The following is a 12067-nucleotide window of genomic DNA, read 5'->3' as shown; positions in this document are numbered from 1 at the left end:
ACGACGGACGTCGTCCGCGGGCACCGGTCTGTAGGGTGCTGCGGATGACCACGCTGAGTCGTCGCGTCCTGCCCTTCCGGTGGATCGGTCGAATGGCTACGCTCGCCTGGATGCTCCGTTACGAGACCGTGACACCGGTATTTCGGATCTGGTGTTGACGCAGTCTATGTGAGCGCTAACACTACCCGAAAGATGACAGTTGGCCCCGGCAGTCGGCGGGGGAGTCCAGAGAGGAGAAGCCGGTGGGCAGGAAATTCCTGGTTGCTCTCGGCGGCGCGGCACTGGCGCTAAGTTTGGCGGCATGCAGCGGTGGGGGTGCGGGCAGCGGTGAAAAGACCGGCGACGAGAAGCCCAGCGATCTGACCATCGGTGTGTCGATGCCGACCCAGACCTCGGAGCGGTGGATCGCCGACGGCAACGCGGTGAAGTCCAAGCTCGAGGCCAAGGGCTACAAGGTCGACCTCCAGTACGCGGGCGACGACATCCCCACGCAGTCGCAGCAGGTCGATCAGATGATCACCCAGGGTGCGGATGTTCTGATCCTCGCGGCGATCGACGGCACGGCGCTCAGCAGCCAGCTGCAGGCCGCCGCGGCCGCGAAGATCCCGGTCATCTCCTACGACCGACTGATCCGTGGCAGCAAGGACGTCGACTTCTACGTCAGCTTCGACAACTACAAGGTCGGCGTCGCCCAGGGCACCGCGCTGCTGGTCGGTCTCGGCCTGCTGAACAAGGACGGCTCGAAGGGCACGGCCAAGGGGCCGTTCAACGTCGAGCTCTTCGCCGGGTCGCTGGATGACAACAACACCCAGTACTTCTTCGGCGGCGCGATGGACACGCTGAAGCCGTTCATCGACGACGGCACGCTGAAGGTCAAGTCCAAGCAGACCACCCCCGAGCAGGTCGCCATCCTGCGGTGGCAGCAGGAGACCGCGCAGAAGCGGATGGAGAACCTCCTCACATCGGCCTACAACGACGGCTCGAAGGTCGACGGGGTGCTCTCGCCCTACGACGGCATCTCCCGCGGCATCATCACCGCCCTGCAGAACGCCGGCTACGGCAAGGGCGCGAAGAAGCTCCCGGTGGTGACCGGCCAGGACGCCGAGATCGCCTCGATCAAGCTGATCAACGACGGCGTGCAGAGCTCCACGGTCTTCAAGGACACCCGACTGCTTGCCGAGCAGGCCGTGAACGCCGCCGAGGCGTTCCTGCAGAAGAAGCAGCCGCAGGCCAACGACACCAAGACGTACAACAACGGCGTCAAGGTCGTCCCGGCGTACCTGCTGCCGATCGCTACCGTCTACAAGGACGACATCAAGGCGACGCTGATCGACTCCGGCTACTGGACGGCGGAAGAGGTCGCCGCCGGTCAGGCCAAGAAGTAAGCCGCTCGTCGGGCCCGGCGGTCACCCGCCGGGCCCGACGCCTGGGCGTGCACGCGTCCAGACCTGACGGAGGACAGTGACCATGGACGACACCATCCTCGAGATGCGTCGCATCACCAAGACCTTCCCCGGCGTGACCGCGCTGGAGGACGTCACCCTCGCCGTGCGCCGCGGGGAGATCCACGCCATCTGTGGTGAGAACGGCGCCGGCAAGTCCACCCTGATGAAGGTGCTGTCCGGCGTCTACCCGTCCGGCTCGTACGACGGCGAGATCCTCTTCGACGGCAAGCCGATGCAGTTCCGTGGCATCCGCGACAGCGAGGCCAACGGCATCGTCATCATCCACCAGGAACTCGCCCTGGTGCCGTACCTGTCGATCGCGGAGAACATCTTCCTCGGCAACGAGCGTCGTGGCCGCAGCGGGCTCATCGACTGGAACTTCGCCAACGCCGAGGCGGCGAAGCTGCTGGCGTCCGTCGGGCTGCACGAGAACCCGGTCACTCCGGTCATTCAACTCGGTGTCGGCAAGCAGCAGCTGGTGGAGATCGCCAAGGCGCTGTCGAAGAAGGTCCGCCTGCTCATCCTGGACGAGCCGACCGCCGCGCTCAACGACATCGACTCGGCGCACCTGCTCGACCTGTTGCGGGCCCTCAAGGAGCAGGGCATCACCTGCATCATGATCTCGCACAAGCTCAACGAGATCACCGCCATCGCCGACTCGACCACAGTGATCCGCGACGGGCGTGCGGTGGAGACCCTCGACATGAAGTCCGACGACGTGAACCAGCAGCGGATCATCCGGGGCATGGTCGGGCGCGACCTGGACAGCTTCTACCCCGACCGCGAGTCGTCCCCCGGCGAGGAGGTCCTCCGCATCGAGGACTGGACGGTGCGGCACCCGGTCCAGGACCGGATGGTCGTCGAGGGCGTCGGCCTGTCCGTACGCGCCGGCGAGGTCGTCGGCATCGCCGGCCTCATGGGGGCCGGGCGGACCGAGCTGGCCATGAGCGTGTTCGGTCGGTCCTACGGGCGTGACATCCGGGGCCGGCTCTTCGTCCACGGGCGGGAGGTGCAGGCGCGCACCGTCGCCGAGGCGATCGACAACGGCATCGCCTACGTCACCGAGGACCGCAAGCGCTACGGCCTCAACCTCATCGACGACGTGCGGCGCAACGTGTCCGCCGCCGCGTTGGACCGGCTGTCCCGCCTGGGCTGGGTGAACGGCAACGAGGAGATCAAGGTTGCCGAGACGAGCCGCAAGGAGATGAACATCCGGACGCCGAGCGTCATGGCGGTGGTCGGCAAGCTCTCCGGCGGCAACCAGCAGAAGGTGGTGCTGTCGAAGTGGCTGTTCACCGACCCGGACGTGCTGATCCTCGACGAGCCCACCCGCGGCATCGACGTCGGCGCCAAGTACGAGATCTACACGATCATCAACCGGCTGGTGGCCGCCGGTAAGGCGGTGATCGTCATCTCCTCCGAGCTGCCGGAGCTGCTCGGAATGTGCGACCGCATCTACACCCTCGCCGCCGGCCGGATCACCGGCGAGATGCCGGTGGCCGAGGCGACTCAGGAAAGCCTCATGGAGCTGATGACCAAGGACAAGGAGCTCGTCGGATGACCAGCATCAAGACCCCTTCGACGGAGCGCCCCACGCCCCCGGACAGCACGCCCGCCGCCGCCCTGCACAGCGGGACGAACGACCTGCGGGCGCTGGTGTTGAACAACCTGCGGCAGAGCGGCATCTACGTCGCCCTGGTCGTCATCGTCGCGCTCTTCGCGGTCCTGACCGACGGGGTGTTGCTGAGCCCCGGCAACATCACCAACATCGTCCTGCAGTACTCGTACATCCTGGTCCTCGCGATCGGCATGGTCATCCTGATCATCGGCGGGCACATCGACCTGTCGGTCGGATCGGTCGTCGCGCTCACCGGAGCGGTCTCCGCCGTCCTGGTGATCCAGCAGGGCCACCCGTGGTGGATCGGCGTCGTGGCCGCGCTGGTCGTCGGTGTCGCGGTCGGCGCGTGGCACGGGTTCTGGGTGGCGTACGCCGGAATTCCGGCCTTCATCGTGACCCTGGCCGGCATGTTGCTGTTCCGGGGTCTCACCCTGCGGGTGCTCGACAACATCTCGCTGTCGCCGTTCCCGTCCGAGTACCAGCAGGTCGCGGCGGGCTTCCTCAACGGCCTGCTCGGTGGGCAGGGCTTCGACGCCTTCACGCTGCTGATCGGCGCCATCGCGGTGGCCGGGTACGCGGTCAGCGGCTTCCGCACCCGCGTGGCGCGCATCCGTTACCAGCAGCCGGTCGAGTCGTTCCCGCTGTTCGTCGCCCGGGTCGTGCTGGTCGGCGCGGTGCTCATGTACTTCGCCTGGCAGCTGGCGCACGCCCGAGGGCTGCCGATCGTGCTGATCATCCTGGCCGTCCTGGTGCTGGTCTACGGCCTGCTCACTCGGCGTACCGTCTTCGGTCGCCAGGTCTACGCGATCGGCGGCAACCTGTCGGCGGCGGCGCTGTCCGGGGTGAAGGTCCGCACGGTCAACTTCTGGATGTTCGTCAACATGGGCTTCCTGGCGGCGGTGGCCGGCGTCATCTACTCGTCGCGGTCCAACGGCGCCCAGCCCGCCGCCGGCAACATGTTCGAGCTGGACGCGATCGCCGCGGCCTTCATCGGCGGCGCGGCGGTCACCGGCGGCGTGGGCACCGTGGTGGGCGCGATGGTCGGTGGTCTGATCATGGCGGTGATGAGCAACGGCATGCAGTTGATGGGCATCGACCAGTCGACCCAGTCGGTGGTGAAGGGTCTCGTCCTGCTCGTCGCGGTCGCCTTCGACGTCTACAACAAGCGTCGCGCCGGGACGGCCCGCTGACGCTCCGGCCGTACGCGCGTGTGCCCCTGCCCGTCCCACGGGCAGGGGCACACGTCGTCCTGCGGACGTTCGCGCCGATGCGGGACCGCCGGTCGCCGTCGGAGGACGATTCGGCGCCCGGTTCTCCGAAGGCTCCGGACCGCCGGTGCTGCCGGTTCGTGGAGGGGACGGTCGGCGGGCGGCGCCCGGTCCGTGGAGGGTTGAGGGACGTCTGGAGCGTCTCGGCGGACGGGTCCGGGGCGCCGACGTTGGTGATTCCCGGCGCCGAGTCGCCGTCCCCGCTCACCCACCGGGCCGCGGCTCGCCGCCGGGCCCGCCCACCTCGTCGTCCCCGCCGCCGGACGACGGGGTGGCCACCGCGCGCAGGGTGATCGACTGGTCGGTGTGATCGACCTCGAACAACGTCCCGGCCGGGAAGCTCGCCAACGTCTCGGGCGGCAACTGGATCGTGCCGTCTTCGGCCACCACGGCGAAGTCACGGCCGTTGCGTCCCTCGGCCCCGACCCGGCCGTCCCGGATGGTGACGGCTCGGCCCAGTTGGGCGCCGACCTCGCCGTCATGGGTCACTACGACAACCGTGGTGCCCCGCTTCGCGTTGATGGTGGCCAGCGCTGCGAGCACCTCGTCCCGACCGGACGCGTCGAGCTGGCTGGTCGGCTCGTCGACCAGGAGCAGCCCGGGTCCGGCCGCCAGCCCCTGCGCCAGGGCGGCCCGCTGACGCTGCCCCGGGGTCAGGTCACCCACCCGTCGCGCGCCCGCACCGGCGAGACCGACAAGCTCCAGGATCGCCTCCGGTGGATCGAGCCGGCGTCCGGCGAGGCGTGCCGCGGATCGCTGCGCCAACCAGATGTTGCGCGACAGCGACACGTACGGCAGCAGGTTGCGTTCGGCGCCCTGGAGCACCGTGCCGACCGTGGCCCCGCGGAGAGCGGCCAGGCCCTTGGCGGAGAGTCGGGACAGCTCGTGGTCGCCTACGTAGACGCGCCCGGCGGAGGGCTGCATGAGCCCCCCGAGGATCGCCACCAGAGTCGACTTTCCCGAGCCGGACGGGCCCACCAGCGCCAGCATCTCGCCGGCAGCGATTCGCAGGTCCACCCCGGAGAGCGCGACGACGTCACCGGTGGCGGTGGGGTAGATGTGGATCAGCCGGTGGCAGGTGACGGCCACGCCCCCGGTCGGCCGGGTAGCGGTCATCGGCTCGTCCCGCGCTGCGGTACTCATCGCCCGCTCCGACGGCGAACCGCTGCGGCGATGACCCGACCGAGCACGACCGCCGTGAGGGCGAACAGCGCGACCGTCGGCACCACGAACAACAGCAGCCGACCGATGTCCGGCCACTCGGGCAACGAGACCGGTGAGCGGCCGTCACTGAACAGGCGCTGCCCGCTGCGGGCGAGAAGCCAGATCACCAGGGTGACGAGAACTCCCGAGACGGCGGCGACCGCGGCCGGCCATCCGTAGCCGCCACGGACCGCGCGCGGTGGCAACCCCTGCCGACGCAGCGCCACCAACATGGCCACCCGGGTACGCTGCTCGGCCGCCGCCATCGCGATCAGGCCGGCCGCTCCGATCAGCACCCCCGCCAGCGCGGCGAACATGTTGAAGCGCAGGGCCAACGCCGTCGCCTGCCGATCGAGATCCTGGCGTAGGGCGATGGCTGTCCGGTCATTCTTGATGACCAGGCCCTGTGCGCGAAGTCGGTCGAGGACGTCAGCGGGGGCGGCCCGGGCCAACCAGACCTCCTCGTTGCCGCTCTGGCTGGCGACGGCGAGTCGATCCGCGTACTCCAGGTCGACGATCAGACCGGATCCTCCGAGTCGCGGCAGACGATCGGCCACGCCTCCGACCAACGCCGTGGTCGGTGTCCCGTCGACCCCGTCGTACGGATGAGTCCTGCCGAGCGGCGTCCCCGTCGATCGGGTCAGGTAGACGGGTAATGGGAAGGGCGCGTCGGCAACAGCGATGCCGGCCGGCGTCGCACGCCGGTTCTCCGGCACGGTGAGGATCAGCGCCGCGTCGATTCCGCTCGTGGCGTTGAGGAAGGTGTCATCCGGATCGGACAGCCGCCACCGGGTCGTATCGGCGAACTGAGCACCGGTCAGCACGATCGTCTCGCGTTCGCCGTCCTCATCGCCGGTTCGCAACTCCTCGAAGCGGACCTCCAGGTTCCGGGACACCACCGGAGCGACGATGTCGATTTTGACCAGCCGGCATCCCTGCGCGCACTCGGGCACCTGGAGGACGTACCCCTTGCGACCGGGCCTGATGTCATCGCGAGAGGTAACCACTCGGGTGCCGTTGGCGCTGGAGACCGTGACCGCGAGGCGGACCCGGTTGCCGCCGAAGACCGCGGCGTCGAAGTTGGCGGAGATGGCAACGGTGAGCAGGCGTCCTCGTAGGTGCACAGGTACCCCGGGTGCAGCTGGGCGGATCTCCCGCGCGACGTCCGCCAGGGACACGCCGTAGGACGAGTGCGGCGCGGCCACTGTCGCGAGCCGGTCGGAGTCCACGGCCAAGAGCGGTGTGCCGGCCGCAGAGGACGAGCCTGTCACCACCGTGGCCATCGCGAACCGACCCTCGGGATCGGCCGCCCGTACCGCTGCCAACAGGTGCGAACGGGACGTCGCATCGACCTCGACCACGCGCGGCGCGCCGACCTCGACCGTCGCCCGATCACGGTAGGCGGCCGACGCGACCTCGCTCGTGGCGACGGTGAATGCGAGCATCGCGACAACCACGGTGAGCAGCGCGATCAGGGGCCGGAATCGTGGTTGCCGGGCCACCTGCACCAGGGCGAGACCAATGGCGGTCCGGCCGCGTGCCAGCAGCGCCCCACCCACCGCCGCGCCGACGATCATGGTGACTCGCGCCAGCAGCACCCCTGCGGCGAGCGCCACGGCGACCGGCGCCACCAGTGCCAGTCCGCTGGGCGATCCGCCGGAGCGCAGCTGCACGACGGCGGCCACGGCGACGGACACCGCGACGACATCACCGATGGTCGCCCGCCACCCCCGTACCCGTGCCGGAACCCGGCGGAGCAGGTCGACGACCGGTGCGGACAACATCCGAGCCTGGGCGAGCAGCACCGCGGCGAGCGCGCCGAGGGCGCCGATGGCGGCGAAGCCGATCACGGTGGCGTCCATCGTGACGTCGGCGCGGGCCGGGAGGGTGTGCGCGGCGAGCAGTGCGGCAGCGGCGAGGCCACCCAGGCAGCCGAGGGGGATCGCGACCAGCGCGGGTGCGGCGTGCTCGCCGATCGCCAGCGCCCACAGGCGTCGGCGCTGCACCCCGCGGAGCAGGAGCAGGCCCTGCTCCGGTCGCCGCTGGTCGGCGGCCGAACTCACCGCGACGAAGAGCACCAGCCAGCAGAGCAGGACCAGCAGCCCGGCGCCCAGCGTCACGCCGTCGGCCAACTGCCTCCGTTGCACGGTGACGCGATCAAGCAGGCTGGGCAGGGTGGTGCCGGCACCGAAGCCCTCGCGGCTCCCGTCGCGCTGCACCACCGTGACCGCGTCCCGCAGGCCCTGCACGGACCGGCTGTCCAACAGGTGCTCGGTGACGTAGAGGTCGGCCGTCGACACGTGCAGGATGGCCTGCTCGTCGGCCAGGGGTGCGGCGTCGGCGGTGAAGATCGCGTCCTCGGCGCTGCCCGCGATCGACGTGCCGGGCGGTCCCGCGGCGGGTGGCCGAATGAGCTCCGCGCCGAGCCAGAACGGATCGGTCACGTCCCGCGGTTGGTAGATGCCGGCCACCCGCACCGGCACCGCGCCGAAGGTGAACTGATCGCCGACGACGACGCCGAGCCGGGCGGCAGTGTGCGTGCTGACCATGACCTCGGGGAGTTGACCCTTCGAGGTGGCCCGAGGGCAGGCTCCGGTCAGGTCGACCCGCTCGCAGACCCCCGCTCGGAAGGTCAGGTTCGAGGTCACCCTCCCGGCCTGGCCGGCGGCGACGCCACCGCTCTGCGCGCCCAGCACGACGTCGAACCCGGCCGGCGTGAGTTGCCTGACCCTGGTCGCGAACACGCTGCGTGCGGGGTCGCCGGGCATCCCCGGATATTCGACGACTTCGGCGAGCCGCACCCGAAGCTCGTTCGGCGACGCCTTCGACATCTCGTACCTGGCCAGGGACTGTCCGGCCGCGGCGACATAGCTCGGAGCCGCCGCGGCGGCGGCGCTGGCGAGCACTGCGAGCAGGAGCACCGCCAAGGCGTGTGCCCGGCGTGCCGCGAGCGCTCCCCAGATGACAATCAGCATTGATGGTGAGGGTATTGACGTGACCGGTCGACCACCGTCCCGGCGGATGGACCGAGACCCAACGGTTACGGCACTCCCTCAGCCGCGGACGATCTCCGCTCGCCCCTCGACGAGATGCAGTTCCGCTCCACACGCGGCGGCCAGATCCGGATCGTGGGTGGCGAACACGACGGCCGCGCCCCGCCGCGCCTCATCGTGCAGCAGACCCAGCACCCGCTGCCGATTGCCCGCGTCCAGTTCGCTCGTCACCTCGTCGGCCAGCAGGACGCCGCCGCGGAGAGCCAGGCCGCGGGCGACGGCCGTACGTTGCTGTTGGCCGCCGGACAGCTCCTCGACCAACTGGTCCGCCTGGCCGGAGAGGCCCAGTCGGTCCAACGTCGCGGCGGTCTGCTGGCGGGCCTCGGGCGCTGCCACGCCGTCGGCCACGAGTGCCACCTGGAGGTTCTCGGCTGCGGTGAGGATGGGAGCCAGACCGTTGTCCTGTGGGATGAGGACGATCCGGTGCTCCACCGCGTGATCACGGTCGCGCAGCGGCTGCCCGTCGACTGTCACTGCGCCGTCCCGTGGCCGCAGCAGCCCAGCCATCGCGTAGAGCAGAGTGGTCTTGCCCGCGCCCGACGACCCGGTCACCGCGAGCAACCGACCCGGACGGACCGCCACCGAGACATCCCTGAGGACGGCCGGCCCGTCGCCGTAGCCGACGGAGATCCCGTCAATGCTCAACACGTACGACCGCCCCCGTCCCCGGCATCGATGATCCGCAGACTGCCACGGCTCGCGGAGCCGCACAATCCCCGTGGCTCAGCCGGCGGTGCGACGTGTGCCGCCCTCGTCCGGGGGCCAACGGCCAGCTACGACGGCATCAGCCCGAAGAGCAGGTCGAGGTGGGCGTCCAGTGCGCCGAGCGCCTGTTCGGCGGTGTACTGCCCGCCCAGCAGGTAGACACCGAGCCCCTCCATCAGCGCCAGCAGGCCGGCTGCGGCGGCGTCGCCACGGCCGTCGGGCAGTACGCCGGCGATGAACTCGGTGAGCTGTCGGGTCCCCTCGCGCAGGCCGGTCGCGGCGGCCGGACGCACCGCCGTGTAGGCGAGGAACGCGAGCGCCACCCGCCCGTCGTCGCGGGTGCCCTCGTCGAGCGGCAGCAGCGCGGCGAGCATCGTGCGCAGCAGCAGCCGGGGCGGCGGTTTCTCGCCCAGCCGGGCCACCGCCTCGGTGACCCGGATCTGGCTGCGTTCCCGCACCACGCTCAACGCGAACGCCATCATCTCGTCCTTGGTCCGGAAGTAGTGCTGGACCATCCCGGCGGACACGCCGGCCGCGGCAGCCACGTGTCGGAGGCTGACGGCCTCCAGGCCCTGGTCCGCGGCGACCCGCATCAGCGCGTCCGCGATGAGGGTGCGTCGCTCCTGGTGATCGACCTTCTTGGGCATGGCCTCGATCGTTTCACAGTGGGTGGCCCGGATGCCCCGCCAGCGGCGGCGGTCACCGGCTGACGGTGCTGCTCGCCGGGGTGCCCCGCGCGCTGCGCAGCAGGCCGTCCGGGTCGTCGGCGTACAGTCGCAGCTCGTTCATCGGCGTGGCGCCGGTCTTCGCCAGGTCGAAGGTGAGCGGACGGCGCAGCAGGACGTCGATGCTGGTCTGGCTGCCGACCGCGATGGACACCACCCGTCGGTCGCCCTCCTGCTCGACCTGCACCGACCTGCTGGACGGCAGCGAGCGGTAGCGCTTGCGCAGCGCCTCGACGTCGGTCCACGGGATCCAGATGTCGATGCCCGAGCTGAGCCGCACCCGCAGGCCCCGGTCGCCCACGACGTGGGGGTGGATCGTCATGCTGGCGTAGAGCCCGATCATCCAGAGCAGACCCCAGATGCCGAGGCCCAGCACGATCCAGCGGGCGGGCCGCCACGGCACCACGTGGGTGACCACGACGTCGAAGATCGGGATCTCGACGACGGACAGGCCGATGAAGATGCCCAGGATCGGCTTGACCACGCCGAGGTAGCCGAATGGCTCGTCGCCGGGCTCCAGCGGCAGTGGGCGGCGTCGCCCCCACACGTACAGGCTGCGCCACGTCGCGGCCTCGGCCTCGGCCGCCCGACGCAGCAGCGGGCCCACCCGCGCCCTGGTCGGTGCCTTCGTCTCGGTCATGGTCGTCCTTCTCGCTCGGGGCCGACGGTCAGTGGACGGTGACGGTTCCGGCGGCGCCGTCCACTGTGACGAGTTGGCCGGTGGAGATGGTCCGGGTGGCGTCCGGCACGCAGATGACTGCGGGAATGCCGTACTCGCGGGCCACCGTCGGGCCGTGCGCCATGATCGCGCCGGTCTCGGTGACCAGCGCCGCCGCGGTGAGGAACAGCGGGGTCCAGCCGGGGTCCGTGGTCGCGGCCACCAGGACGTCGCCGGGCTCGATGTGGGCGGTGCCCGGGTCGTGGACCACCCGGGCGGGACCGGTCACCCGGCCCGCCGACGCCCCCACGCCGGTGAGCGTCCCGTCGCCGGCCGGCGCGGCCGGTAGGATGGTCTCGACATCCGTGCCGTCGGAGAGCAGCGCCACCGGCACCGTCCGACGCCGCAGCTCCCGGCGGTGCACGGCCCGCCGGGCGGTGACGGTGCCGCGCAGATCAACACCCTGGTGTACGACGGTGTGCACTTCGTCGAGGGTCAGGAACATGATGTCGTCGGGCTGGTCCAGCAACCCGGAGCCGTGCAGGTCGGCGCCGATGAGCAGCAGTTGGCGGCGTGTTTCGCGCAGCGGGTAGAGCCCGGCGAACTTGCCGGCCTCGCGCAGGCCGGCCAACGACCGCGCCCGGCGCAGCAGGAAACCCGCGACCCTGCCCCGCACCGGCCGCCGGCGGCGGGCTCGCGCCACCAGCTCCTCCAGCGCTGTCTCCGCCGCCGCCGCGGCCCGCTGGAAGCGCTGGTCGGGACCCTGCTGCGGATCGGTGACCCGCAGGTAGTTGGCGAGCGCGGCGAAGACCGGCGTGGGGTCCTCCGCCCAGCGCGGCACCCCGAGGTCGACCTCGGCGACGCCCCGGTGACCGTAGACGTCCAGAAAGGCCGTCATGCCGATCTCGGGCAGCGTCCCGCGCAGGTAGCGCGCCGCCAACTCGGTCGGTGGGGTGTCGAGGAGGAGCTGGCGGTGGTCGGTCGCGCCCTGGGCGAGCCGCCACAGGGCCAGGTCCATCTCGATGGTGACGTTGTGCGGCATGCCACCCAGCACGGTGTGGATCTCGTCCGGGCCGGCGACGTCAGTGAGCAGCGAGGTCGGCAGGGCGGCGGCGAGCATCCCGGCGACGATCGGCCACATGATCGCGTCGGCGCTGTCGTCGGCGTCGGGCGCCTGCACGAAGCGCAGCCGGTCGGCGGCGGTACGCAGGTCGGCGGGGGCGGTGGAGCGTACTCTCAGCTGCTCGATCGTCTCGAACATCCGGGCGCGCGCGGCCTCGGGACGGGCCAGCGCCCGCAGGATCCCCACCACCGCGCGGCCGGCCGGCCGCAGCGACGCCGCCCCCCCGGCCCCCCCGCCCCGGACCCCCCCCCGGCGCGGGGCGGCCCCGG

Annotated in this window: 9 protein-coding genes; 3 read left to right on the top strand and 6 right to left on the bottom strand. The window is 70.8% G+C overall.

What is annotated here, in order from left to right; all coding sequences use genetic code 11:
- Window positions 1–242 precede the first annotated feature (242 nt).
- From chvE to mmsB, 3 genes are all read left to right on the top strand, one after another.
- A complete protein-coding gene (gene chvE, locus ABZU52_RS29605; protein WP_354974242.1) occupies window positions 243–1385 on the top strand; it encodes a multiple monosaccharide ABC transporter substrate-binding protein in 1143 nt (380 codons plus the stop codon).
- 82 nt (window positions 1386–1467) lie between these two features.
- A complete protein-coding gene (mmsA, locus tag ABZU52_RS29600; protein WP_354974241.1) occupies window positions 1468–3006 on the top strand; it encodes a multiple monosaccharide ABC transporter ATP-binding protein in 1539 nt (512 codons plus the stop codon).
- The gene (gene mmsB, locus ABZU52_RS29595) at window positions 3003–4253 is read left to right on the top strand and encodes a multiple monosaccharide ABC transporter permease (RefSeq protein ID WP_354974240.1); all 1251 of its coding nucleotides are present in this window, start codon (window positions 3003–3005) and stop codon (window positions 4251–4253) included. The genes mmsA and mmsB overlap by 4 nt, the downstream gene beginning before the upstream one ends.
- 282 nt (window positions 4254–4535) lie before the next feature.
- Here mmsB and ABZU52_RS29590 read toward each other — a convergent pair whose 3' ends face one another.
- The 6 genes from ABZU52_RS29590 to ABZU52_RS29565 all read right to left on the bottom strand — a co-directional run.
- Window positions 4536–5474 carry an ATP-binding cassette domain-containing protein gene (locus ABZU52_RS29590; protein WP_354974239.1) on the bottom strand — a complete coding sequence of 313 codons (939 nt, stop codon included), beginning with the start codon at window positions 5472–5474 and terminating at the stop codon, window positions 4536–4538.
- Window positions 5471–8509: an FtsX-like permease family protein gene (locus ABZU52_RS29585; protein WP_354974238.1), complete on the bottom strand. Its 3039-nt coding sequence runs from the start codon at window positions 8507–8509 to the stop codon at window positions 5471–5473. The genes ABZU52_RS29590 and ABZU52_RS29585 overlap by 4 nt, the downstream gene beginning before the upstream one ends.
- A gap of 78 nt (window positions 8510–8587) precedes the next feature.
- Complete coding sequence (locus ABZU52_RS29580) at window positions 8588–9235, bottom strand: ATP-binding cassette domain-containing protein (RefSeq protein WP_354974237.1); 648 nt, start codon at window positions 9233–9235, stop codon at window positions 8588–8590.
- Window positions 9236–9360: 125 nt separating this feature from the next.
- The gene (locus tag ABZU52_RS29575) at window positions 9361–9939 is read right to left on the bottom strand and encodes a TetR family transcriptional regulator C-terminal domain-containing protein (protein ID WP_354974236.1); all 579 of its coding nucleotides are present in this window, start codon (window positions 9937–9939) and stop codon (window positions 9361–9363) included.
- Between the two features lie 52 nt (window positions 9940–9991).
- Window positions 9992–10657, bottom strand: a complete 666-nt coding sequence (locus tag ABZU52_RS29570; protein ID WP_354974235.1) for a hypothetical protein — start codon at window positions 10655–10657, stop codon at window positions 9992–9994.
- Between the two features lie 28 nt (window positions 10658–10685).
- Window positions 10686–12067, bottom strand: a 1382-nt coding sequence (locus ABZU52_RS29565; protein ID WP_354974234.1) for a PEP-utilizing enzyme, incomplete at its 5' end; no start/stop codon positions are given.

This window comes from Micromonospora sp. NPDC005220 (assembly GCF_040607895.1).
In the GTDB taxonomy this organism is placed as follows: Bacteria; Actinomycetota; Actinomycetes; order Mycobacteriales; family Micromonosporaceae; genus Micromonospora.
The sequence above is the reverse complement of the archived record's forward strand: the minus strand, read 5'-3'. Positions and strand labels throughout refer to the sequence as shown.

Coding starts and splice junctions, on each gene's coding strand:
- mmsA (WP_354974241.1), top strand. CDS start 1,468: ATGGACGACACCATCCTCGAGATGCGTCGCATCACCAAGACCTTCCCC.
- mmsB (WP_354974240.1), top strand. CDS start 3,003: ATGACCAGCATCAAGACCCCTTCGACGGAGCGCCCCACGCCCCCGGAC.
- ABZU52_RS29590 (WP_354974239.1), bottom strand. CDS start 5,474: ATGAGTACCGCAGCGCGGGACGAGCCGATGACCGCTACCCGGCCGACC.
- ABZU52_RS29585 (WP_354974238.1), bottom strand. CDS start 8,509: ATGCTGATTGTCATCTGGGGAGCGCTCGCGGCACGCCGGGCACACGCC.
- ABZU52_RS29575 (WP_354974236.1), bottom strand. CDS start 9,939: ATGCCCAAGAAGGTCGATCACCAGGAGCGACGCACCCTCATCGCGGAC.
- ABZU52_RS29570 (WP_354974235.1), bottom strand. CDS start 10,657: ATGACCGAGACGAAGGCACCGACCAGGGCGCGGGTGGGCCCGCTGCTG.